Source organism: Kitasatospora sp. NPDC017646 (assembly GCF_044329365.1).
GTDB lineage: Bacteria > Actinomycetota > Actinomycetes > Streptomycetales > Streptomycetaceae > Kitasatospora.
The window spans coordinates 41,888-64,273 of the sequence record NZ_JBIRJC010000009.1; the positions used below are offsets into that span (position 1 = coordinate 41,888).

The 22,386-nt window shown below is 73.9% G+C and carries 20 protein-coding genes; 10 read left to right on the top strand and 10 right to left on the bottom strand.

The genetic code is table 11. The features are described from left to right. Positions 1-106 precede the first annotated feature (106 nt). From ACH4J0_RS16335 to ACH4J0_RS16345, 3 genes are read right to left on the bottom strand one after another with little or no spacing between them, the layout of a single operon-like run. On the bottom strand, positions 107-526 hold the full coding sequence (locus ACH4J0_RS16335; protein ID WP_396240537.1) for a RidA family protein: 420 nt from the start codon (positions 524-526) through the stop codon (positions 107-109). A 29-nt stretch (positions 527-555) separates the two neighbouring features. Then, entirely contained in the window at positions 556-1,305 is a 750-nt protein-coding gene (locus tag ACH4J0_RS16340) for an IclR family transcriptional regulator (RefSeq protein ID WP_396240540.1), read from the bottom strand. A 37-nt stretch (positions 1,306-1,342) separates the two neighbouring features. Then, entirely contained in the window at positions 1,343-2,479 is a 1,137-nt protein-coding gene (locus ACH4J0_RS16345; protein ID WP_396240542.1) for a sugar kinase, read from the bottom strand. A 122-nt stretch (positions 2,480-2,601) separates the two neighbouring features. Here ACH4J0_RS16345 and ACH4J0_RS16350 point away from each other — a divergent pair, with 122 nt between their 5' ends. The 5 genes from ACH4J0_RS16350 to ACH4J0_RS16370 all read left to right on the top strand — a co-directional run bounded on the left by ACH4J0_RS16350 (position 2,602) and on the right by ACH4J0_RS16370 (position 9,258). Further along, a complete protein-coding gene (locus ACH4J0_RS16350; RefSeq protein ID WP_396240544.1) occupies positions 2,602-3,936 on the top strand; it encodes an alanine racemase in 1,335 nt (444 codons plus the stop codon). Next, a complete protein-coding gene (locus ACH4J0_RS16355; protein ID WP_396240546.1) occupies positions 3,936-5,588 on the top strand; it encodes an amidohydrolase family protein in 1,653 nt (550 codons plus the stop codon). Before ACH4J0_RS16350 ends, ACH4J0_RS16355 begins: the two co-directional genes overlap by 1 nt. Beyond that, complete coding sequence (locus ACH4J0_RS16360; protein WP_396240548.1) at positions 5,585-6,208, top strand: bifunctional 4-hydroxy-2-oxoglutarate aldolase/2-dehydro-3-deoxy-phosphogluconate aldolase; 624 nt, start codon at positions 5,585-5,587, stop codon at positions 6,206-6,208. Before ACH4J0_RS16355 ends, ACH4J0_RS16360 begins: the two co-directional genes overlap by 4 nt. Before the next feature lie 206 nt (positions 6,209-6,414). Further along, a complete protein-coding gene (locus ACH4J0_RS16365) occupies positions 6,415-8,025 on the top strand; it encodes an alpha-amylase family glycosyl hydrolase (RefSeq protein WP_396240550.1) in 1,611 nt (536 codons plus the stop codon). Between the two features lie 180 nt (positions 8,026-8,205). Next, positions 8,206-9,258 carry a hypothetical protein gene (locus tag ACH4J0_RS16370; RefSeq protein ID WP_396240552.1) on the top strand — a complete coding sequence of 351 codons (1,053 nt, stop codon included), beginning with the start codon at positions 8,206-8,208 and terminating at the stop codon, positions 9,256-9,258. Between the two features lie 169 nt (positions 9,259-9,427). Here the strand turns inward: ACH4J0_RS16370 and ACH4J0_RS16375 are convergent, their stop codons facing one another. Both ACH4J0_RS16375 and ACH4J0_RS16380 read right to left on the bottom strand, forming a co-directional pair. After that, a complete protein-coding gene (locus ACH4J0_RS16375; protein WP_396240554.1) occupies positions 9,428-10,180 on the bottom strand; it encodes a (2Fe-2S)-binding protein in 753 nt (250 codons plus the stop codon). Between the two features lie 159 nt (positions 10,181-10,339). After that, positions 10,340-10,900, bottom strand: a complete 561-nt coding sequence (locus tag ACH4J0_RS16380) for a hypothetical protein (protein WP_396240556.1) — start codon at positions 10,898-10,900, stop codon at positions 10,340-10,342. Positions 10,901-11,050: 150 nt separating this feature from the next. On the opposite strand from ACH4J0_RS16380, the gene ACH4J0_RS16385 reads away from it, so the two are divergent. Both ACH4J0_RS16385 and ACH4J0_RS16390 read left to right on the top strand, forming a co-directional pair. Then, on the top strand, positions 11,051-12,241 hold the full coding sequence (locus ACH4J0_RS16385; RefSeq protein WP_396240558.1) for a sensor histidine kinase: 1,191 nt from the start codon (positions 11,051-11,053) through the stop codon (positions 12,239-12,241). Positions 12,242-12,376: 135 nt separating this feature from the next. After that, entirely contained in the window at positions 12,377-12,640 is a 264-nt protein-coding gene (locus tag ACH4J0_RS16390; protein WP_396240560.1) for a hypothetical protein, read from the top strand. Here the strand turns inward: ACH4J0_RS16390 and ACH4J0_RS16395 are convergent. After that, positions 12,637-13,485 (bottom strand): fibronectin type III domain-containing protein, encoded by an 849-nt coding sequence (locus ACH4J0_RS16395; protein ID WP_396240562.1) that lies wholly within the window; start codon positions 13,483-13,485, stop codon positions 12,637-12,639. The two genes, ACH4J0_RS16390 and ACH4J0_RS16395, sit on opposite strands and share 4 nt — an antisense overlap. Positions 13,486-13,574: 89 nt before the next feature. Between ACH4J0_RS16395 and ACH4J0_RS16400 the strand changes: the two genes are divergently transcribed. Beyond that, on the top strand, positions 13,575-14,246 hold the full coding sequence (locus ACH4J0_RS16400; RefSeq protein ID WP_396240564.1) for a response regulator: 672 nt from the start codon (positions 13,575-13,577) through the stop codon (positions 14,244-14,246). A 403-nt stretch (positions 14,247-14,649) separates the two neighbouring features. Here ACH4J0_RS16400 and ACH4J0_RS16405 read toward each other — a convergent pair whose 3' ends face one another. Then, positions 14,650-16,314 carry a peptide-N4-asparagine amidase gene (locus ACH4J0_RS16405; protein WP_396240566.1) on the bottom strand — a complete coding sequence of 555 codons (1,665 nt, stop codon included), beginning with the start codon at positions 16,312-16,314 and terminating at the stop codon, positions 14,650-14,652. A gap of 261 nt (positions 16,315-16,575) precedes the next feature. Further along, on the bottom strand, positions 16,576-17,478 hold the full coding sequence (locus tag ACH4J0_RS16410; RefSeq protein ID WP_396240568.1) for a LysR family transcriptional regulator: 903 nt from the start codon (positions 17,476-17,478) through the stop codon (positions 16,576-16,578). Positions 17,479-17,616: 138 nt separating this feature from the next. Between ACH4J0_RS16410 and ACH4J0_RS16415 the strand changes: the two genes are divergently transcribed. Continuing rightward, entirely contained in the window at positions 17,617-18,597 is a 981-nt protein-coding gene (locus tag ACH4J0_RS16415; RefSeq protein WP_396240570.1) for a pseudouridine-5'-phosphate glycosidase, read from the top strand. A 3-nt stretch (positions 18,598-18,600) separates the two neighbouring features. After that, positions 18,601-19,479, top strand: coding sequence for a carbohydrate kinase family protein (locus tag ACH4J0_RS16420; RefSeq protein WP_396240572.1), 879 nt, complete (start codon positions 18,601-18,603; stop codon positions 19,477-19,479). 68 nt (positions 19,480-19,547) lie between these two features. Here ACH4J0_RS16420 and polX read toward each other — a convergent pair whose 3' ends face one another. After that, a complete protein-coding gene (polX, locus tag ACH4J0_RS16425; RefSeq protein ID WP_396240574.1) occupies positions 19,548-21,338 on the bottom strand; it encodes a DNA polymerase/3'-5' exonuclease PolX in 1,791 nt (596 codons plus the stop codon). A 119-nt stretch (positions 21,339-21,457) separates the two neighbouring features. After that, the gene (locus ACH4J0_RS16430; protein ID WP_396240576.1) at positions 21,458-22,156 is read right to left on the bottom strand and encodes a sensor histidine kinase; all 699 of its coding nucleotides are present in this window, start codon (positions 22,154-22,156) and stop codon (positions 21,458-21,460) included. Positions 22,157-22,386 lie beyond the last annotated feature (230 nt).

A 22,386-nucleotide genomic window follows, 5' to 3' on the forward strand; every position in this document is an offset into this window, starting at 1 on the left:
CCTCCCGATGCTTAGGTGAGCCTAACCTAATATCCCGCTGGGGTCGTGGCAAGCGCGAGGGCCCGGGCGCCGTGGTGGCGCCGGGCCCTCGGGCGCTGGTGGCGGATCAGGCGACGACGGCCTGGGCGTCGATCTCCACCAGCATGGGCTCCTGGGGGAGTTCGACGAAGACGGTGGTGCGGCAGGGTTTCACGCCGCCCGGCTCGATGTTCTCCTCGATGAACTCGGCGTAGACCTCGTTCATCAGCGGGAAGTCGGCGCGCTTGGTGAGGTAGACGCGGAACATCACCACGTCCTCGATGGTGGCGCCGCCGGCCTCGACGATGGCCTTGACGTTCTCCAGGGTGCGGCGGGTCTGGGCCTTCACGTCGCCGTGGTGGAGGTACTCGCCGGTCGCCGGGTCCTGCGGGCCCTGGCCGGAGACTTGGAGGATGGGGCCCTTGCGGACGCCCTGGGAGAACATCCAGGCGGGGGCGGGGGCGCCGTCGGTGCGGATCTCGGCCTTGTCGGAGGGCGCGGGGGGCATGGGGCTCCTTGCGGATCGGTGACGGTGTGTCAGTTAGCGTCGGGGAGGCCGCAGTCGGCCGAGACCGCGCGGGCGGTGGCGAGCAGCTGGGGGAGGAGGTCCAGCACCTGCTCGTACGGGAGGACGACGTCGGGGACGGAGATGGAGGCGGCGGCGACGACCCGTCCGCTGGCGTCCCGGATCGGGGCGGCGACGCAGTTGATGAAGGCCTCGTGCTCGGCGTGGTCCTGCGCCCACCCCTGGGCGGCGACCTTCTCCAACTCGGCGAGCAGCGCCTCGGGCGTGGTGAGGGTGCGCTCGGTGTGGGGGGTGAAGTCGATCCCGGTCACCACCCGGCGGCGCTCGGGCAACGGGAGGTCGGCCAGCAGCACCTTGGAGACGGCGGCGCTGTGCAGGGCGGCGCGCAGGCCGATCCGCGAGTACATCCTGACCGGGTGGCGGGAGTCGAACTTGTCGATGTAGACCACCTCGCCGCCCTCGTAGGCCGCGAGGTGCACGGTCTGGCCGGTGGCGGAGTTCAGCTCGGCGAGGTGCGGGGCGGCGATCCGGCGGATGCCGCGCTGCTCCAGGGCGAGGCCGGAGAGGGCGAACAGGCCCGCACCGAGGTGGTAGCGGTAGGCCGCGTCGCGGTAGACGAACCGTTCCTCCTCCAGGCTCTGGAGCAGCCGGAGCACGGTCGTCTTGTGAACGCCGAGGACCTCGGCCAGCTGGTCGAGGGAGCGCTCGCCCTCGCCCAGCTGGGCGAGGATGCGCAGGGCGCGGGTGACGGTCTGGCTCATCGGGCTCGGGCTCCGGTCGGGTCGCAGCGGTTCGTGCTCATCGTGCCCGGGCCCGATCGGCCGCCGTCCCGGGCCGGTGTCCGGCCTGCGCCGTGAGGCGGGCCCGGCCGGCGGGCAGGGCCGGGGAGGTGATGCCCTCGGTGGTGACCCGGGTGGCGGCCCAGTCGGCCGGGGAGGCGTCGAGCAGCGCGGCCACCACCGGGGCGGGCGGCAGCTCGGCCTGGTCGCCGTGGGCGGTCAGCGCGCAGGCCGCGCCCAGGTGGCCGAGCCGCAGGCGTCTGCGCTGGTCCAGGCCGCGGACGGTGCCGGCCAGGTACCCGGCGGCGAAGGCGTCGCCCGCGCCGGTGGCCTCCACCACCTCCACGGCCAGGGCCGGCTCGGCGACCGCGGTGCCGTCCCGCTCCAGTGCGGTGACCACCCGGGCGGCGTCCTTGACCACCACGGTGGGGGGCGAGGGGAAGCGGCGGCGCAGCGCGGCGGGCTCGTCGGTGCCGAAGGCGGCCTGGGCCTCGTCGGCGCCGAGCAGCAGCAGGTCGGCGGCGTCCAGCAGCGGGGGCAACACGGCCGGATCGCGGTCCTGCCAGAGCGCGGGGCGCCAGTTGAGGTCGAAGCTGACCAGCCGGTCCGGGCGGCGGTCGGTGAGCAGGGCGCGCAGCAGGGCCAGGCAGTCGTTGGAGAGTGCGGCGGTGATGCCGGACAGGTGCAGCAGGCGGGCGCCGGTCAGCAGGGCGGCGGCGGCCGGATCGGCGAGCAGGGCGGGGGAGAGCGCGGCGGCCGCGGAGCCGCGCCGGTGGTAGTGCAGGCGGCTGCGGCCGGGGCCGAGGTCGTGCCGGTGGCCGGTGGTGCCGCCGACCTCCTTGAGGTAGAGGCCGGTCGGGCGGTGCGGGTCGACGGTGACGCCGGAGACGTCCACGCCGCGGGCGGCGACCTCGGCGAGCAGTCGGCGGCCGAAGCCGTCGTCACCGACCCGGCTGATCCAGGCGGTCGGCACGCCGAGGGCGGCCAGCGTCCCGGCCACGTTGGACTCCGCGCCGCCGACCGACAGCCGGAAGTTCTCCACGGACTCCAGCGGGCCCGGGCGGTCGGGCAGCAGGACGGCCATCGACTCGCCCACGCACACGGCCGTCGGGGGAGGACCGGGGCGGTCGGGCCCCGGAGTGTCCTGTCGCGGCATCTGCTGGGCTCCTCGTGGCAGTCGCTTCCGTTGACCGTGATCCGGCGCCGATGCTAGAACCGTGCTGCCAGCATGTGCAACCCTCGTTGCGCATGTTGCAATCTGGCGAATGGAGGAAGACGGTGGAGCAGACCTTCGCAGGCGGCGGCCCGGTGGGCGGCAGTGCTTTCGCGATCAGTGCGGACGGCCCGGGGATCGCCGAAGGGGCGGTGGCGGCCCTGGCCGAGGAGACCCTCGACTGGCGGTTCAAGGCCGCCCCGCCGGAGAGTTGGGGGCACACCGTCCGCGACTGGCTCGCCACCGGGCCCACCCTCTCCTCGCTCGGTACTCCGCTGCTCACCCTGGACGGCGCCGCGCTCGACCACAACATCCGCACCATGGCCGACTGGTGCGCCAAGGCGGGCGTCGCCCTCGCCCCGCACGGCAAGACCACCATGGCGCCCGAGCTCTGGCAGGCCCAACTCGCCGCCGGTAGCCACGGCATCACCCTCGCCAACCTGCCCCAGGTGCGGGTCGCCCGCGCCTTCGGCGTCCAGCGGATCCTGCTCGCCAACACCCTGCTCGACCCGGCAGGACTCGCCTGGATCGCCGCCGAACTGGCCGCCGATCCCGGTTTCGCCTTCCTCTGCTGGACCGACTCCGCCGAGGGCGTACGGCTGATGGACGAGGCGCTGCGCGCCGCCGGGGCCGAACGGCCGGTCGAGGTGCTGGTCGAACTCGGCGGCCCGGGCGGGCGGACCGGCGCGCGCGGCGTGGACGCGGCCGTCGAGGTCGCCGCCGCCGTGCTGCGCGCCCCCACCCTGCGGCTGGCCGGCGTCGGCGGCTACGAGGGCGCCCTGGCGCACGATGCCACGGCCGAGGGACTGGCCACCGTACGCGGCTACCTGAAGGCGCTCGGCGAGCTGCACGGCCGTCTCGCCGGGGCCTACCCGGGCGGTGTGGCGCCGGTCGTCTCGGCCGGTGGCAGTGCCTACTTCGATCTGGTGGTCGAGGAGTTGGCCGCCCTGCCGGAGGCCCTCGTCGTGCTGCGCTCGGGCGCGTACATCGCCCACGACGACGGCTTCTACCGGGGCATCTCGCCGCTGGCCCGGGGTGGCGGCGACACCCCGTTCCGCGGCGCGCTGCACGGCTGGGCCCGGGTGGCATCCCGGCCGGAGCCGCAACTGGCGCTGCTGGACGCGGGCAAGCGTGACCTGCCCTTCGACGACGGCCTGCCCGAGCCGCAACGAGTGCGCGGGGGAGCGGAGTTGACGCGTTCGGCGGCGCGGATCACCGCACTCAACGACCAGCACGCCTTCCTCCGTGACGCGGGGGACCTCGCCCCCATCGGCGCGGTGCTGCGGCTCGGCGTCTCGCACCCGTGCACGGCCTTCGACAAGTGGACGGCCATCCCGGTGCTGGATTCGGCGGACGCGGCCGAGCCGAAGGTCACCGGGTTGGTGAGGACGTTCTTCTGATGGCGGAGGCGGAGAGAGCCGAGGTCTCCAAGGAGGCGACCGTCTTCAAGGGAGCGACGGTCGTCGACGGAACCGGCGCCGAGCGCTACCGCGCCCACGTACGGATCGCCGACGGGCTGATCACCGAGATCGTCGGGATCGGCGAGGGCGGTCCCGGCCTGGACGGATCGTCGACGGTGGACGCCGACGGGCTGGTGCTCGCCCCCGGCTTCATCGACATGCACGCCCACTCCGACCTCGCCCTGCTGCTCGAACCCCAGCACCCGGCCAAGGTCACCCAGGGCGTCATCTGCGAGGTCCTCGGCCAGGACGGCCTGTCCTACGCCCCGGTGGACGAAACCACCCTGCCCGCACTGCGCCGCCAACTGGCGGGCTGGAACGGCGATCCGGCGGACTTCGACTGGGACTGGCGCGACGTCGCCGGCTATCTGGACCGGATCGACCGCGCCCGGCCCGCCGTCAACGCCTGCTACCTGGTCCCGCACGGCTCGCTGCGGATGCTCGCCATGGGCTGGCAGAACCGCGCGCCCACCCCGGCCGAACTCGACCGGATGCGGCAGGTGTTGGCGCAGTGCCTGCTGGACGGCGCGGTCGGCATGTCCAGCGGCCTCAGCTACACCCCCGGGATGTACGCGGAGACCGACGAGCTGGTCGCGCTGTGCACCGTGGTCGCGGCCCACGGAGGTTTCCACGCGCCGCACCAACGCTCCTACGGGAGAGGGGCGTTGGAGGGCTACGCGGAGATGGTGGAGATCGCCCGGCGGTCCGGCTGCGCGCTGCACCTGACTCACGCCACGATGAACTTCGGCGTCAACCGGGGCCGGGCCGGAGAACTGCTGGAGCTGGTCGACCGGGCGCTCGCCGACGGCATCGACCTCACCCTGGACAGCTACCCCTACCTGCCGGGTTCCACCACCCTGGCCGCACTGCTGCCGAGTTGGGCCACCGAGGGCGGGCCGGGCCCGACCCTGGCCCGGCTCGCCGACCCGGCGGACCGCGAGCGGATCCGGTCCGCGATGGAGGAGCGGGGCAGCGACGGCTGCCACGGCGTGGTCGCCGACTGGACGACGATCCAGATCTCCGGTGTCCGCTCGGAGCGGCTCGCCTGGGCGGTCGGCCGGACCGTCGCCGAACTCGCGGCCGAGCAGGGGCGCGGAGGGACGGAGGCCTTCCTCGACCTGCTGCGCCAGGACGAGCTGGGCACCACCGTCCTCCAGCACGTCGGGCACGAGGAGAACGTCCGGGCGGTCATGCGCCACCCGGCGCACACCGTCGGCAGCGACGGGCTGCTGGTCGGCGCCCGGCCGCATCCGCGGGCCTGGGGTACCTTCGCGCGCTACCTCGGCCACTACAGCCGGGAGTTGGGCGTGCTCCCCCTGGAGGAGACGGTCGCCCGGATGACCGGTCGGCCCGCCGCCCGGCTGGGACTGGACCGGCGCGGCCGGATCGCTCCCGGCTTCCACGCCGACGTGGTGCTCCTCGATCCCGAACGGGTCCGGGACGCCGCCACCTTCGCCCAACCCCGGCTGCCCGCCGAGGGGATCGAGTACGTGTACGTCAACGGCACCGCCGTCGTCCGGCAGGGCCGCACCACCGGCGCGCGGCCCGGACGTGCCCTGCGTCGCACCGACCGAGGGACTGTGGCCCGATGAACGATCTTTCCGAGCTGCGGGACGACCCGGTGATCGCGGTGGTCCGCGCGCCCAGGATCCCGGACGCCGCCGCGCTGTGCGCCGCACTCGCCGAGGGTGGCATCGGTTTCACCGAATTCACCTACACCACAGCGGATGTGACGGATCATCTCGCACTGGCGTCCCGGGCCGGCTGGCGGGTCGGGGTCGGAACGGTGCTCAGCGCCGAGCAGGCCGAGCGGGGGATCGACGCCGGCGCGTCCTTCCTGGTCACCCCCGGCTGCCGGCCCGAGGTCGCCGAGGCCGGGCGGGCCCGTGGGGTGCCGGTGGTGCTGGGGGCGCTCACGCCGACCGAGGTGGCCAGGGCGGTCGACCTGGGCGCCGCGGCCGTCAAGATCTTCCCGGCGCGGTCGTTCGGCCCCGGCTACTTCAAGGACCTGCGCGGCCCCTACCCGGACGTGCCGCTGGTGGCCTCCGGCGGGGTGAACGCGGGCAACGCGGCCGAGTTCCTGGCGCAGGGGGCGCTCGCGGTGTGCGCGGGGACGGACGTGGTGCCACCGGCGGCGGTCGAGGCGGGGGACTGGGCGGAGATCACCCGGCGGGCCCGGGCGTTCACCCGGGCCTGCGCGGCGGGGGCGTAGCGGGACGGGGTGGTGGGTGAGCGCGGCGACAGGAGTCGTTCCGTGAAGGTGTGAGGAGGGCTGTCGGGAAGGCCCCGATTGGGCGAGAATCGTTGGCGCCCCGCTCAGTCCCGCTCAGTCCGGCACAATCCGGCTCAGCCAGGCTGAGCCCGGTCCCTCGGCTCTCGGCCCGCGCGGCCCCCGGCCCCGGTAGGAGGATCCACCCCATGACCTCGACCCGCCCCGGCCCCGACTGGCTGGCCGACGCCGTCCTTTACCAGATCTACCCGCAGAGCTTCGCGGACTCCGACGGCGACGGCATCGGCGACTTCGCCGGCATCAACGAGCACCTCGACCACCTCTCCTGGCTCGGCGTGGACACCGTCTGGCTCAACCCCTGCTTCGCCTCGCCCTTCCGCGACGCCGGATACGACGTCACCGACTACCTCACTCCCGCCCCGCGCTACGGCCGCACCGAGGACCTGGTCGCGCTGGTCGAGGCCGCCCGGCGCAAGGGCATCCGGATCCTGCTCGACCTGGTCGCCGGGCACACCTCCGACCGCCACCCCTGGTTCCTGGCCTCCGCCGAGGACCCGGCCGACCACCGCTACATCTGGTCCGACCGGCAGGTGGACGGCTTCGTCGCCTCGCCCGGGAGCCGCTCGGGCTGGTACCGGCCGAACTTCTTCGACTGTCAGCCAGCCCTCAACTTCGGCTATGCAAGCGGAAGTTCCGAGGAGCCCTGGCGCCAGCCGGTGGATGCCGAGGGCCCGCGCGCCAACCGGGCGGCGCTGCGCGGGATCATGGCGCACTGGCTGGGCCTCGGCGTGGCCGGCTTCCGGGTGGACATGGCGTACTCGCTGGTCAAGGACGACCCGGGCCGGGTCGAGACCGCCAAACTCTGGACCGAACTGCGCGACTGGCTGGACCGCGCCCACCCGGAGGCGGCGCTGCTCGCCGAGTGGGGCGAGCCGGCCGCCTCCGTCGCGGCCGGGTTCCACGCCGACTTCTTCCTGCACTTCGGCGGGGACGACCACGGCCTTGCGCTGCGCTCCCTGTGGAACAACGGCGGCGGCACGGTGGAGGAGTTCTGGCAGCAGGGCCCGTGCTACTTCGAGGTCGAGGGGCGCGGCACCCCGCAGACCTTCCTGGACGCCTGGCGCTCCGCCGCCGAACTCACCGAGGGCAACGGGCACATCGTCCTGCCCACCGCCAACCACGACTTCTCCCGGCTCGCCACCGGTCCCCGCTCCGGCGAGCAACTCGCCCCCGCCTTCGCCTTCCTTCTCACCTGGCCGACCCTGCCCGCCGTGTACTACGGCGACGAGATCGGCATGCGCTACCTGCCCGGGCTGCCGGACGTCGAGGGAAGCGTGCTAGGACCGCGCTACAACCGGGCGGGCTCCCGGACCCCGATGCAGTGGACGCCGGGCGCCTCGGCCGGGTTCTCCGCCGCGGCGCCGGACCGGTTCTACCTGCCGCTGGATCCGGACCCGCGGCGCCCGGACGTGCTCTCCCAGCGTGCGGACCCGACGTCCCTGCTGCACACCGTCCGGCGGCTGATCGCGCTGCGCCGCGCCCATCCGGGGCTGGGGACGTCCGGCGGGGTGGAGGTGCGGCACGTCGGGTACCCGCTGGTGTACATCCGGTCCGGGCGGTACCTGGTGGCGGTGAACCCGCGCCGGGAGCCCGGGGCGGTCCGGGTGGAGGACGGTCCCGGCGGTCTCGGCAGTCTCGGCGGTCGTAGGGTGCGGCCGCTGGAGGTGCAGGGCGTGCGGGTGGTGGACGGCGAGCTGCGGGCGGACGGCTTCTCGTACGGCGTGTTCGAGCTGGGCTGAGCGGTGGTCCCCGCCGGCGCCGGAGGTCCGGCGGGCGCCGGACACCCGAGGAGCGGGCCCGCGTTCCGATCGACGGCAGATGGTTGTAAGCTACATCCATAGATGGTTGCATTTATCACCCGCATTGGTTGTATTTGCCACCTTGATCGGAAGAGATTGCCGGAGGACGGTACGAACGCCATGAGCACACCCCAGACCACCGCCGCAGCGCCCACCCTGGGGCACTCGCTCAAGCACCTCGCCGTCCACCTGCTCACCCCGCTGCTGATGTGCCTCGGCATGGCCCTCGCCTACCAGGGCGCCTTCCACCAGCCGGAGCCCCATCACCTCAAGGTCGCCGTGGTCGGATCCGGACCCCAGGCGCACGGCCTGGCCCAGGCGATCCAGGGCAAGGCCGGCGACGCGCTGGACGTCCGCACCGTCGGCGACCGCGCCGCCGCCGAGCAGCAGCTGCGCGACCGCGACCTGGTCGGCGCCTTCGTGCCCGACGCGAGGAGCCCCGAGCTGATCGTGGCCAAGGGGAACTCGGACACCTCGGTGGTGGCCGCCACGGCGGTGTTCACCAACGTCACCGACAAGCAGGGCGTCCCGCTGCACGTCACCGACCTCACCATCCTTGCCGAGGGCGACCCGACCGGCCAGGGCCTGTTCTTCCTGCTGGTCGCGCTGAGCATCGGCTCCTACGCCAGCGTCGCGGCGATCGGCGCCGCCGGTGCCGGGCTGAGCCTGCGGATCCGGGCGCTGGTCGGCGTGGCGGTCTCCCTGGTGGTCAGCGTGATCGGGATCGTCACCGCCGGGCCGGTCTTCCACGTCGTCGACCACGACTACGCCGCGATCTGGGCGCTCGGTTGGCTCTACTCCGCGGGCATCGTCCTGATCGGCATCGGCCTGCACAGCTTCCTGAAGAAGTGGACCACGCTCGCGCTGATGGTGCTGTTCGTGATGCTCAACTTCACCTCCTCCGGCGGCATCTACCGGCCCGAGCTGCAGAACGGCTTCTTCGGGGCCCTGCACGGCTTCTGGACCGGCGCCGGCTATCTGGAGGGCGCGCGCAGCATCATGTACTTCGACGGGGGTGCCGGCCTCGGCGGTCACGTGCTGACCCTGGCGGTCTGGCTGCTGCTGGGCGGAGCGGCCCTGGTGGCGGCGGCGGTGTACGAGGGCCGCGGGCGCCGTCCGGTGGAGGCGCCGGCGGACCCCGAGGAGGAGATGGAGGAGGCGGTCGCGGTCTGAGGACCGTCCGACCGCAGGACCTCGAAGGCTTCACCCGGCGCCACGGGCATCGCGTCGGGTGGGGATCGGCGGCCCGCGCCCGGCCTTGGACAAGCCGGGCGCGGGCCCGTTCGCTGTTCGTGCCGGGGTTGCGGGTCGGGGCCGGGGATCCTGTGGTTCTCCGGATCTGCTAGTCGTTCCGCCGCGGCCGGGCCGGGGGCCGGGTGAAGCAGCAGTCGCCGCAGAGCCCCGCGCCCGGGCCGATCCGGTAGTAGAGGCAACAGCTCGTCCGCCGGAACACCGCCCCGTGCGGGCCGGTGAGCAGGGAGCCGGAGCCCGCCAGCGGCGGACGGTCCAGGAGTTGTGCGACCAACTCCAGGACCCGACCCGGTGCGTGAGCTTCCAGCACCCGGAGCGTGCCGGCCAGCGCGGAGGCGGCGTTGCCGCGCAGCAGGCGCGCCGAGAGCGGCACGGCGGCGCGCACCGCTGCGGCCAGGGGCTCCAACCGGCCGACCAGGACGGCCTGGTGGAGCCGATCGACGAGCCCTGCGGAGTCGGGGCGGACGGGCTCCGGCGGCGTCCAGAGGTCGATCGGCCCCTGGTCCGGGATCCGCGCCCAGGCGTGCTCCAGCGTCGGGACCGTCCCCAGCAGGACGGCCGACCCGAGGCCCACCGACCAGAAGCGGGCGGCCAGTCCGAGGTGCAGGACCGAGGCGGCGACCCGCAGTTCGGCGGTGCCCAGGCGCTGCGCCACCACCCGGATCCGGGCCGCGAGCGGAGCGTCCGGGCCGGTGCCGTACAGCTCGGGCAGCGGGCGGTAGTCGGGTGGCGGGGTGCCGGTGGCCGAGGTGTCGAGGGCGAAGTACGGGCCGATGGCGGCGAGTCGGGCGTAGTCGGGGCGCTGGGGCGATGGGGTCGGCGGCGGTGTGGACGCGGGGTTCAACGGCCCTCCCCTGTGCGGTCGTTGGACCCCGCGCCGGCTTCGGTCGGCCCGGGGGTGGTCGGGCGGTCGGGGAGCATCGGGGCCTCCAGGGGCCGGGTGATCGGGCGGGTGGTGACGCTCCGGCCGGCCGGGCTCCGGAAAGCCCTGGTCAGGCGGTGGTCAGCCGCGCACGGTGAAGTCGTCACCGGTCGTGCGGATGAACGGTACCGTGCCCTGGCAGTCCGAGACCGGTTCGCCGAAGAAGCCCCAGACCCAGCCGACCCGGTCCCCGTGGCGGCCGTGGTCCTCCACCGAGAGCGCCACCTTCTGGCCGACCACCGGCTTGCCCGGGAACCACGGCGCCTCGCCCTCGGTGACCACACCGGTGGCGACGGCCTCCCGGCCGCCGACGGCCAGGCAGGTGATGTCGCCCTCGAAGTCGGCGACCAGCCGGCCGTCGGTGTGCACGTGGCGGACGTGGAAGTGGCCGCGGGTGGTCTCCGAGGGCTTGAGGGGGTCGGCGCGGGCGTCGATCGTGAGCCGGACCGGGTCGCCCGCGAAGGTGCCGAACCTGGAGTCGAGGATGGTGTCCCCGGTTCCGCGCAGGCTCACCGACGCGTCGGCGGCAGCGACCGGTCGCCCTGAAGGGGCCGGCTCGGCGGCGGAGGCCGGGGCTGCGGTGGCCGCCGTCGCCGCCAACAGGCAGAGTACGGTCGCGGCGACGGCGAGGCGACGGTTCATGAAGGTTCGTCCTCCGGTGCGGGGCTCGTTCCGACGGCATCGAGTCTGGCTCGAGCGGGCCGGGCGAACCTCCCGCTGAGGAGGGAAGTTGACTCCTTCGCGGGGAGGAGCCCCGCCTCCCCCGGGAGAGCTGCCCGTAGGCTCGGCGGTGTGCGTACCGACCCCATGACCCGCCCGGACCGGTCCCGATCCCGGCGTTGGCCCGCCGTCACCGCCACCCTCCTGCCACTCGCGCCCGTCGCGCTCGCGCACCCGGGGGACCACGCCGCGGCCCTGCTGCTCGCCCTGACGGCCGCGATCGCCGCCGTGGTGTCCCTGCTGCCCTGGCCGCTCGGCAGGGTCACGCTCACGACCGCGGCCGGCGCGGTCGCCGGAGCCTCGCTGTTGGTCGACCTGTGCTACCCGGGGCCCTACCGGCTGCCCGCGTTCTGGGCGCCGTTCGAATGGCTCGGGTTGCTCGGCGTCCTGTTCCGGGCCGTCCGCAGGCTGCCCGACCGCTGGGTCGGGCCGATCGGTGGACTGGTCGCCCTAGCGGCGGTGGTGCTGCCGCTGCGGTTCGCCCTCCGGACGCCCCAGGGCGGCGCGGCCGGGCCGGTGGGCGGCGTGCTGTTCTGCCTGCTGCCGGTGCTCGGGGTCGCCGGGGCGAGCCTGTACCTGCGCGTCCTCGACGCCCGTCGGGAACGGGCCGTCGCCCGGGCCAGGCGCGAGCAGCGGCTCGAAGTCGCCCGCGGACTGCACGACTTCGTCGCCCACGAGATCACCGGCATCGTGCTGGAGGTCCAGGCCGGCCAGCTCCCGGGGCAGGACGCGGAGGAGACCGCCGCGCTGCTGCGCCGGCTGGAGGAGGCGGGGCTGCGCGCGCTCGACTCGATGGACGAGATGGTCGGCGCGCTGCGGGAGGACCAGGGGGCGGCCGGAACCACCCGCCGCCTCGGCCTGGCCGACCTGCCGGAGCTGGTGGCCCGCTTCGGCACGAAGGGTGGCCCGCGCGCCACCGTCGACCTCGCCCCGGAGGCGGTCGGACTGCTCGCCGCCGAGGCCCAGGCCACCGCGTACGCCGTCGTCCTGGAGGCACTGACCAACGTCCGTCGTCACGCCCCGCAGGCCACGGAGGTGACGGTCCGGGTGGCCCCCGAGCCGGACGGCCGCGGGGTACGGGTGACCGTCGGCGACACCGGCGGGCCGGCCGCCCGCAGGCCCCGGCTGCGCCGCCGACCCGGCGCGGGCGGTACCGGCCTGGCCGGGCTGGCCGCCCGTGCCACCGCCCACGGCGGCACCCTGACCTCGGGCCCGCTCGGCCCGTCGGGCTGGCAGGTGTGCTGCACCCTGCCAGGGCGGTAGCGACGACCTGCATCCCGGGCTTCCGCCCGAATGGGCGGAACGCTGGCCGGTGCCGCGCGGGTGCCGTGGGCCGTTGCCGGGCGAGGGGAGACCGGGTGGTGCTGGGTCCTGTTCGGCGGGTTCCTCAGGACGGCCGTGCTGCCCCTGGCCGTACCGCGCGAGCCGGTGTTCCGGCGCGCCTGCCTCGGCGTCGGGCGGCTGCGGTTCGCGATCGAGGCCCTGCGCTCGATCCCGTACCTCCTGATCCCCCTGCCGGTGCTCGTCTTCGCCTTCCCGTCCGGCGTCATGCTGCTGCTCACGGGCCGGCGGAACCGCGGGGCGGTGGGAACGGTGGTTGCCGCGCTGCTCGCGGCGGGCCCCATCGGACTCCTCGCCCACGGCGGGTGGACGCGCCCCTAGACACGCCGGCCGGGGGTGCACGTCGGCTGCCCCGGACGCGGGCGCGGGCGCGGGTCAGCGCCCCGGGCCTCCGCCGCGGGTGCCGCGTGGACGGGTGACTCGAACCAGTCGGACCAGGTGCGGACCCGGTCGGTGGAGAGGTTGGCGTAGCAGAGGTCGCCGTTGAGGAGGTGGAACAGCGGGGCGATCCGTTCGACTCCGGCGGTGGTGTCGCCCGCGGCGGGGCTGCCGAGGTTGTCGTTGGCGTAGCCGCCGGTGGTCTGCTTGCCGAGGGTGGGGGTGCCCTGGTCGCCGAAGCTGGTGAAGGTGAAGGCGGCCCGGCCGCGCGGGGCGGTGCGGACGGTGCCGAGCTCGGGGGTCGCGCCGTCGTGGGCGGCGGCGTAGACGTAGTCCGTGTCGGGTCGCAGGCCGGTGATCCGGGCGTGGTGCACCTGCACCTCGGTGCCGGAGCCGGCGTCCCGGTAGGTGCGGCTTTCGGCCTGCTCGGTCCTTCCGAAGCCGCCGTGCGAGGTCCCGTAGCTCACGCGCGGGTTGGAGACGGAGGCGGTGGTGTGCCAGGAGACCACGACCTCGCGCGAGGCGTCCGAGCCGAACTGCAGGTGTAGTCCGCCGACCCGCGGGGCGCCGGTGCGGTTCGGCCGCTCCCACAGCGGCGGGGAGGCGACGGCGGGGGTGGCCGCGACGCCGGAGAGGGAGACGGCGCCGCCGAGGCTCAGGGCCCCGGCCAGGAGACCGCGCCGGCTGACGGAGGACCTGGCGGAGGAACCGGCGGGGTGACTGGCCGGGGGACCGGCGAGGGGACTGGCGAGGGGGCCGGCAGGGGGAAGTCCACTGGAAGCGTTCATGGCGGCAGCCTCACCGGGCGGAGGTGAACCGCGCCGGACCGGCCGCGTGAACTTTCCCGCCCGCCGGGTGGTGCGGCAGACTGCCGGGCGTGACGAGTGCGAACGGTGGGTGTCCGGAGCCGATCCGGGTGTTGATCGCGGACGACCAGGACGCCGTGCGGCGCAGCGTGCGGCGGATCCTGGAGGCGCAGCCGGACATCGAGGTGGTGGGCGAGGCCGTCGACGGGCTGGCCGCGCTGGAGCTGGCGGCTGAACTGCGGCCGGACGTCGCACTGGTGGACATCCGGATGCCGAGGATGGACGGGCTGGAGGTGACCAGACGCCTGTCCGGCTCGGTGCGGGTGGTGGTGCTGACCACCTTCGACCTGGACGAGTACGTCTACCCGGCGTTGCAGCACGGCGCGTCCGGGTTCCTGCTGAAGCGGTCCGGCCCGTCGTTGCTGGCCGAGGCGGTGCGGGCGGCGGCGGACGGCGAGAGCCTGATCAGCCCGTCGGTCACGGTGCGGCTGCTGAAGCACGTGACGGCGCCGCGCCGGCCCGCGCGGTCGGTCGCGCCGGTGGTGGCGCTGACCGAACGGGAAGTGGAGATCGCCGCTCATGTCGCGGCGGGCCGGACCAATGCCGACATCGCGGCCGAACTGTTCATCTCCGCGGGGACGGTGAAGACCCACGTGGCCAGCATCCAGCGCAAGCTGGGCGTGTCGAACCGGGTCGGGATCGCCGTGCACGCCTGGGAGATGGGATACCCGGTGACGCAGTAGCGGTCACGGGCATCGGTCGCGCGGGCCGGTTGTGCGGGCCGGTCACGCGGACGGACGGCGTCCACGGAGCCGAGGGGACGCTCCGTGGACGCGCGGAACCTGCGAGGTTGGGGTGGCCTCCGGACGTGATGTCCTCCGGCCGGTAGTTCGATCGTCGACCGAGGTAGTACCAGCGGCAGACCCTGATCCGTCTCGACCTGTCGCCACTGCCTCCTGCGGTCGAACTGCCTTCAGCTACCTCGCAGGTCCATCTCCCATGATGCGCCTCCCGTGACGTGTGCACCAGGGGTTAACGGTTCGAATTCGGGCAAATTTCGCAAGTCGGTCCGGTGTGCTCGAGCCTCACGGCTTTCGCTCCACTTCCGGCTTCGAGCGCGGCGCGACTTTCGTCCTCGGCCACCGCTTACGGCTTCGGCCACCCGTCCACGAAGTTCAGTGTCCGGTGGTACGGCCCGTCCGGCCCGGTGCTGCGGTAGTCCTCGCTGCTGCTGCCGGTGCGGACGGTGCGGTCGCCGTCGTGGCGCTGGGCGGTTGGTCGCAGGGTGTGGTCGACGGTGGAGCGCTCGGTGACGTGGTTGCCGGTCGCGGTGGTGGCCTCACGGTGGTAGCCGAGGTCCATCGCGGTGTTCTGGTCGGTGTTCCCGGCCGCGTCGTGGGTCACCTTGTAGGTGACGTCGAGCGGTTCGCCCTCGTGCACGGTGGTGGTGCGGTGCGGTCCGCCGCCCCAGGTGGCGGTCGTGCGGGTGAGGTCGGTGCCGTCGTGCAACGTCACGTCGTTGCCGCTGTCGCGCAGTTGCTGGGCGGAGCTGAACGCGAGGTCGTCGCGGACCTCGGTGGTGATCCGGCCGTGCGAGGTCTGCACCCACCCGCGGGCGAGGTCGTGCCGGGCTGCGGTGACGGTCCAGTCGCCGCTGCCGCCGCCGTGGTCGGTGAGGTCGGTGGCGACGGCAGCCTCGGGGGCGACCCGGTAGTCGGTGAGCTGCCCGGAGGTCTGGGCGGTGCCGTGGTCGACGTCGGCGAACAGGTTGACCTGGCCGGTCCAGACGTCATTGCTCTGCGCCTCGGTCGCGTTGACCGTGATGCCGACGCTGTGCGGGCGCCCGTCGAGCAGCAGGCCGACGTACGGGGTGAGGTCGAGGCGGTAGGCGGGCAGGTCGAAGGCGAAGATACCCGGGACCGGCCGCCACAGCAGCGGGTCCCAGCCGCCGGTGTAGATCACCGGGTACGGCCAGACCGCGCCGGCCACCCGGCCGTCCACGGTGAGCCGCAGCTCGCGGAACGGCCCCTTGCCGCAGGCGCCCATCGACGGGTTGGCGGCGACGAAGGCGTCCGGTGCGGAGGCGTACGCGAACTCCTCGCAGGCGCCGCCGCCGCGGGCGTAGACCTCGGCGGTCAGTCGCTCCAGGTTCGGCGGGAAGGCGAGGTCCTTCCCGGTGCTCGGGGCGGCCTGGGTGAGCGAGAACGGGCCGGTGGTGAGGACCTGGTCGGCGCCGTGGGCGGCGGGCCAGCGGTCGTTCGCGGTGTAGAAGGTCAGGCTCGCCGAGATCTTGTAGACGCCGGTGTAGGTGGCGTCGGTGACGTTGGCGAGGTCGAAGGAGAACGGCTGCGGTCCGGCCGTGAACAGCGGGGCGTAGCGGGTGAGGTCACGTTCGACGTTCCACTGGATGCCGTCCCTGGACGGCTCCGGGGTGGAGGACAGCAGCACCTGGACGCCGCCGATGCGGACGCTGAAGATCCGGTCGAACTGCCGTCCGGCGACCTGTCCGTGGAGGTCCAGGACCACGGCGGACCAAGGGCCGGCGCAGTCGGCGGGCGGGGTGAGGGTGGCGGTGTACGGGGTGTCGGGCGGGTTGCCGTAACCGTTGCGGAACTCGCGGTCGCGCATCACGTCGACGGTGCAGGAGCGGGTGCCGGGACGGGTGAGCGGCTTGGTGGCGGTGATCGGGTCGTGGTAGCCGCTGCCGAAGTCGGCGTGGGCGGGGGCGGCGGCGGTGAGGGTGCCGGCCAGGGTGAGGGCGGCGGCGCCGATCAGTCCGGCGGCGCGGCGGAGCAGGGAGCGCAGGGCCAAGATGGGTCCCCGGGGTCGGGCGGCCCGTCGGCGCGACGGGCCGGGTGGGTGATCCGGGCATCCTTCCGGCGGTGGCATGTGAGCGTCAAGAGTCGCTGCCGGAGGTCCTTCGGCCTTCACAACTCCTGTAGTTTCTGCGGCTCCTGCGGCTCCTGCGGCTCCTGCGGCTCCTGCGGGCCCCGCGGTTGCTGCTGGCCCTCGCGGGTCATGCGCTCGCGGAACTCCCGGAGCTCGCGGAGCTCCCGGGAGGCCCGGCGGCTCCTACCGGTCCTCCAACTTCGCCGCCTCCTGCCGGATCACGTCGCGCAGCGTCGCCAGCGGGGGCCGCCGGTCGTCCGTGCGCCACTGCATCTCCAGCGGCAGGGTGGCCCGCCCCTCCAGCCGTACGGTGGCCACGTCCTCGGTGAGGTGGCCGGTCATCGAGCCGGGCACCAGCGAGAAGGCGCGGTTGCGGGCGAGCAGGTAGAGCCGGGAGCCGACGATCCGTGGCGGGCTGACCAGCACCGGCGGGTCGACGCCGTGCTCCGCGCACAGGCCGAGCACGTGGTCGTAGTACCGGGGGTGTTGCTCGCGCGGCCACAACAGCAGTGGCAGGTCGCGCAGTTCGGTCAGTCGCAGACTCGCCCGTGCGGCCAGCGGGTGGTCCCGGCCGACGGCGACCAGGACCGGCTCGTCGGCGATCCGCTCCAGCCGGTAACCGGGCGCGTCCTCCAGGAAGCGGCCGAGACCGATGTCGGCGAGTTCGCCGGCCAGGGTGGCCGAGACCTGCCCGGTGTCGACGGCGAGTTCGGCGGTGTCGAGCGAGGGCAGCTCCTGCTCGGCGCGGCTGACCACGGCGGGCAGCAGCCGGTTCACCACGCTCGGCGAGGCGACGATCCGGGCCGTCCCCAGCCGGGACTCCTCGTGCAGCCGGACCCGGGTCAGCAGTGCCCCCGCCTGTTCGAGCAGCCGAGCGCTCTCGGTGGCCATCACCTCGCCGGCCCCGGTCAGCGCGACCGAGCGGCGGCTGCGGTCGAACAGTTCGACGCCGACGGTCCGCTCCAGTCGGGCGACCTCCTGGCTGACCGTCGGCTGGGAGATGTGCAGCCGCTCGGCCGCCCGGCCGAAGTGCAGCGTCTCGGCGACGGCCAGGAAGACCTCCAACTGACGCAAGGTGAAGCCCATGGCGATCAGCCTAGTGCGAACCGATAGGCGAACGCCTATCGGAAGCCCCGGGACTCATTCTGGTTTCCGATCCGGACCGTCCCTACGCTGATCGTCGTGTTGCCCCACCGCAGTGGCATCTCACAGGGAGCTCGCATCATGACCGGACTGCCCGTCAGCACCGCCGGCACCGCCGGCACCCCCGCCATCCGGATCTCCGAGGAGGTCGCGCAGGCCGTCGCCGACGGCCGTCCCGTGGTCGCCCTGGAGTCGACGATCTTCACCCACGGCCTGCCGCGGCCCCGCAACCTGGCGGTCGCCCTGGAGGCCGAGGAGCAGTTGCGCGGGGCGGGCGTCGTTCCGGCGACCATCGGCGTGCACGCGGGCGTTCCCACGGTCGGCCTGAACACCGGGCAGATCACCGAACTGGCCGCTACCGACGGCCTGGACAAGGTCAGCCTGCGCGACCTGCCCGTGGTCGCCGCGCTCGGCCGCCACGGCGGCACCACCGTCGCCGCCACCGCCTTCCTCGCCCACCGCGCGGGTGTGCGGGTCTTCTCCACCGGCGGCCTCGGCGGCGTCCACTTCGGCGCCTCTGAGAGCTTCGACGAGTCCGCCGACCTGACCACGCTGGCCGCCACCCCGGTCACCGTGATCAGCGCCGGCGTGAAGTCCATCCTCGACATCCGGGCCACCCTGGAGCGCTTCGAGACCCTCAACATCCCGGTCATCGGCTACCGCACCACCAAGTACCCCGGCTTCTACGTCACCGACTCCGGCCACGAGGTCAACTTCGCCGTCCGTTCTCCCGAGGAGGCCGCCGGGGTCATCGACGCCCGCGACCGGCTCGGCCTCCCGCAGGCCGTCCTGATCGCCAACCCGGTCGACCCCGCCAAGCAGCTGCCGCCGGAGGAGCTGGACGGCATCCTGGCCCGCGCCTGGGCCGAGGCCGAGCGCCGGGGCATCACCGGCAACGCCTCCACCCCGTTCCTGCTCGACCACATCCAGCGCGACACCGACGGTCGCAGCCTGGAGGTCAACGTCGAGGTCTACCGCGGCAACGTCCGCCTCGGCGGCGAGATCGCCACCGCCCTGGCGGCCCGGGCCGGTGGGTCCGCCGCAGCGTCCACCGGGGCCTGACCCGTGCTCGGGGTGCTCGGTGACCTCGTCGAGGACATCGTGGTCTGGGCCGACGGCCCGCTGCGCCACGGCACCGACTCCGGTGCCCGGGTGTTCCGCCGGCGCGGCGGCAGCGCGGCCAACGTCGCCTGCTTCGCCGCCGGACGGGTCCCGGTCCGCTTCCTCGGCTGCGTCGGCGCGGACGCCGTCGGGGACGGCATCGTCGCCGAACTCGGTGGCCACGGCGTGGACGTACGGGTGCAGCGGCACGGCCGGACCGGCAGCATCGTGGTGCTGATCGACCCGGACGGCGAGCGCACGATGCTGCCCGATCGCGGCGCGGCCAAGCTGCTGGAACGCGTTCCGGACGAGTGGCTGACCGGCCTGACCCACCTACACGTGCCGGCGTACTCCTTCGACGGCGAGCCAGTCGGCCGGACGGCGGTCGACGCGCTCGCCCGGGTCCGGCGGGCGGGCGGTACCACCTCGGTGGACGCCTCCTCCACCGGCATGCTGGAGCAGTTCGGACGGGAGCGGTTCCTCGCCCTGCTGGCGGAGTTGGCGCCGACCTTCGTGTTCGCCAACCGCTCCGAGTCCGCCTTCCTCGGGTTGCTGGTGGACGGCCTGCCGGGGTCCGAGCGCGTCCGGCTGGCGACCACGACGGTGGTCACCAAGTCGGGTGCCGAGCCGACGACGGTCGACGTGCCGGGCGAGTGCCTGTTCACCGTCCCGGTGCCGCCGGTCGCAGAGGTGCGCGACCTCACCGGGGCCGGGGACGCCTTCGCGGCGGGTTTCCTGGCCGGGTTCCTGGACGGCGGTGACCTGCGGTCAGCGGCCGGGCTCGGGCACCGCAGTGCGGCCCGGGTGCTGGGCTCGCCGGGGGCTTCGCTCGGCGGGTGCTAGCCGGGTGGTGCCAGCCGGCGGGTGCCGGTGGGCGCACCAAGGGATTCCGTTGCGCTACTTCCGTAGTACTACGGAAGTAGTGCGTCCTTGCGGAGGAAGCGCTTCAGCTTCTGCCACGTCCAGGCGTTGATCACGTCCTCCGCGGTGAGCCAGCCGCGTTGGGCCGTACCGATGCCGAAGCGCGGGTAGGCGAGGTGGCCGGTGGCGTGGGCGTCGCTGTCGATCGAGAAGCGCACGCCGTGCCGCTTGGCCCGCAGGACGTCCTCGTCGCGCAGGTCGAGCCGCTGCGGGGAGCTGTTGATCTCGATCGCGGTGCCGGTGCGCGCGGCGGCCTGGAACACCGCGTCCAGGTCGACGTCGATCGGTCCGCGCCGACCGATCCGGCGGGTGGTGAGGTGGCCGATGATGTGGACGTACGGGTTCTCGCAGGCGCGGACCAACCGGCGGGTCTGGGCGGCGCGGTCGAGGTTGAAGTGCGAGTGCACGGAGGCCACGCAGACGTCGAAGCCGGCCAGGAACTCGGGCGGCCAGTCCACCCCGCCGTCCGGGCCGATGTTCAACTCGGTGCCGTGCAGCAGGCGCAACTTCTTGTGGCGGTCGGCGAGTCGGCGCAGCTCCTCGCGCTGGGCGAGCATCTTCTCGTCGGTCATCCGCTGCATCACGAGGTCCGGCGCGTGGTCGGTGACGGCGTAGTAGGAGTAGCCGCGGGCGGCGGCCGTGTCGATCATCTCCGTGAGGGTGGCCAGCCCGTCGGTCAGATCGGTGTGGGTGTGCAGGTCACCGCGCAGGTCCGACTCCTCGATGAGGTCCGGGAGTTCACCGTTCAGCGCGGCCTCGATCTCGCCGCGGTCCTCGCGCAGCGTCGGCGGGATCCAGGGCAGCCCGAGGGCCGCGTACACCTCGTCCTCGGTCGCGGACACCACCTTGGCGCCTTCCGTTCTCGCGCCCTGGCCGCTGCCCTTCTTCGCGCCCTTCCCGCCCTTCCCGGCGGAGCCGTCGACCTCGAACAGGCCGTACTCGGAGAGCTTCAGTCCGGCCCGCACCGCCATCGTGCGCAGCTTGATGTTGTGTGCCTTCGAGCCGGTGAAATAGACGAGCGCGGCGCCCCAGTCCTCCTCCGGGACGACCCGCAGGTCCACCTGGATCCCCTGGGTGGTCAGGACCGAGGTCTTGGTCGGCCCGCTGCCGATCACCTCGGCCACGTAAGGGAGTTCGGTGAGCGCGGCCATCAGCGGGGCGGAGTCGACGGCGGTCGCCAGCACGTCGATGTCGCCCACCGTCTCGCGCATCCGGCGCAGCGAACCCGCGTACGCGCAGCGGGTGCAGCCGGGGACGGCGGAGAGCGCCTCGACCAGTTGCTCGGCCAGCTCGGTGGCGGTGTCGAGGAGGGTCCGCCCGCCGGACTGCCGCATCAGCTCGATTCCGTGCAGGATCTTCTCGCCGCTGCGTTCGCCGAAGCCGGCCACGCCGGTCAGCCTGTCGGCGCGGATCGCCCCGGCGAGTTCGTCCACGGAGGCGATGCCGAGGTCGCGGTAGAGGGCGAGGGCGCGCTTGGGGCCGACGCTGGGGACGGCCATCATCTCCCGTACGCCGGACGGGATCCTGGCGCGCAGGGACTCCAGCGCGGGGATCCGTCCGGTGGCGAGGTACTCGGCGATCTTCTCGGCGGTGGACTTGCCGACGCCGGGGATCTGCTGCAGACCCTTGAGGTCCAGGTCGGCCAGGTCCTCGGGGTGGCCGCCGACGGCTCGGGCGGCCTTCTCGTAGGCGCGGGCCCTGAAGGCGTCCCCGCCGGTGATGTTGATCAGGTCGGCGTACTCCTGGAGCAGTTCTCCGACCTGGTCGTTGAGCCGGGGCATGGGGCAAGTCTAGGTTCGGCGGCCGCTGTTCGCCGCGTGACCGTGCGGGGCGTGACCGTGCGGGGCGTGACCGTGCGGGGCATGGCCGTAGGGGGTGCCGCGCACCGGTCGCCGGCCGGTCATTCGTAGGCGACCGTGAGCAGCAGCACCACGGTCAGGCCGCCGCCGGGCGTCGGCTCGACCGAGATCCGCCCGCCCGCCGCCAGTACCAGGCTGTGCAGCGCCGGACCGACCGGCCCTGCGGCCCGCACGCCCGCGAGCAGCCGCTCCCGGGCCTCGGGCGGCTCGTACGTCCCCCGGTCGGATATTCGTATCTCCACGCGCTCCCGGCCGTGCGCGGTCGTGCCCCGCCCGGAACCGGTCCGGGGCGGCGTCGGCCCGGTGCGCCTGATGTCCGCACGGACCAGCACCCGACCACCCAGCGGGCTGCGCCGGATCGCATGGTCGACCAGCCCGGCCACCGCGGCCTCCATCCGGCGGGCGTCCCCGGCCACCACCGGCAGCCCGGGAGCCAACCGGGCCGTGACGGCCGCCGCCCGACCGCCGCCGCGCACCACCCGGCGCACCACCTCGGCGACCTGGACGTGCCGCGCCTGCGGTTCGCACCCGGCCTGCCGTCCGGTCCAGTGCAGCTGGGCGAGCTCCGTCCGGGACAGCGTCCTCGGCCCGGCCATGGTGATCGGCGGGTACGGCCCGAGTCCCTCCGGCGTGTCCGCACCGCCCTTGCGTGCGGCGCTGCCCGTGCCGCCCGCGCCGCCGAGCGCGCCGAGCGCCCGGGCCCCCGAAGCGACGTAGCCCCAGAGCTTCCCGCGTGCCATTGCCCTGCCCCTCGTGCCTGACCGGCGGCCGTCATCGAGTCCGCGGCCGACCGGGGCGGGCCGCTTCCCGGGCCCTGCTGCCAGCCTGCTCTTCCTCCGCTCGGGTGACAATCCGGCTCGGGGACGCGAACCGGGCCCCGGCCCCCGCCGAGCGGCGGGTGGGCGGCCCGTCGACCGGCGGGGCAGGGCCGGTCGGCGGGCCCGTCCGGCGATCACGAAGAAGCGTTCGC

Excerpts from the sequence above, each read along its gene's own strand:
- ACH4J0_RS16335 (WP_396240537.1), bottom strand. The coding sequence starts at position 526 with ATGCCCCCCGCGCCCTCCGACAAGGCCGAGATCCGCACCGACGGCGCC.
- ACH4J0_RS16340 (WP_396240540.1), bottom strand. The coding sequence starts at position 1,305 with ATGAGCCAGACCGTCACCCGCGCCCTGCGCATCCTCGCCCAGCTGGGC.
- ACH4J0_RS16345 (WP_396240542.1), bottom strand. The coding sequence starts at position 2,479 with ATGCCGCGACAGGACACTCCGGGGCCCGACCGCCCCGGTCCTCCCCCG.
- ACH4J0_RS16355 (WP_396240546.1), top strand. The coding sequence starts at position 3,936 with ATGGCGGAGGCGGAGAGAGCCGAGGTCTCCAAGGAGGCGACCGTCTTC.
- ACH4J0_RS16360 (WP_396240548.1), top strand. The coding sequence starts at position 5,585 with ATGAACGATCTTTCCGAGCTGCGGGACGACCCGGTGATCGCGGTGGTC.
- ACH4J0_RS16365 (WP_396240550.1), top strand. The coding sequence starts at position 6,415 with ATGACCTCGACCCGCCCCGGCCCCGACTGGCTGGCCGACGCCGTCCTT.
- ACH4J0_RS16370 (WP_396240552.1), top strand. The coding sequence starts at position 8,206 with ATGAGCACACCCCAGACCACCGCCGCAGCGCCCACCCTGGGGCACTCG.
- ACH4J0_RS16380 (WP_396240556.1), bottom strand. The coding sequence starts at position 10,900 with ATGAACCGTCGCCTCGCCGTCGCCGCGACCGTACTCTGCCTGTTGGCG.
- ACH4J0_RS16395 (WP_396240562.1), bottom strand. The coding sequence starts at position 13,485 with ATGAACGCTTCCAGTGGACTTCCCCCTGCCGGCCCCCTCGCCAGTCCC.
- ACH4J0_RS16410 (WP_396240568.1), bottom strand. The coding sequence starts at position 17,478 with ATGGGCTTCACCTTGCGTCAGTTGGAGGTCTTCCTGGCCGTCGCCGAG.
- ACH4J0_RS16415 (WP_396240570.1), top strand. The coding sequence starts at position 17,617 with ATGACCGGACTGCCCGTCAGCACCGCCGGCACCGCCGGCACCCCCGCC.
- polX (WP_396240574.1), bottom strand. The coding sequence starts at position 21,338 with ATGCCCCGGCTCAACGACCAGGTCGGAGAACTGCTCCAGGAGTACGCC.
- ACH4J0_RS16430 (WP_396240576.1), bottom strand. The coding sequence starts at position 22,156 with ATGGCACGCGGGAAGCTCTGGGGCTACGTCGCTTCGGGGGCCCGGGCG.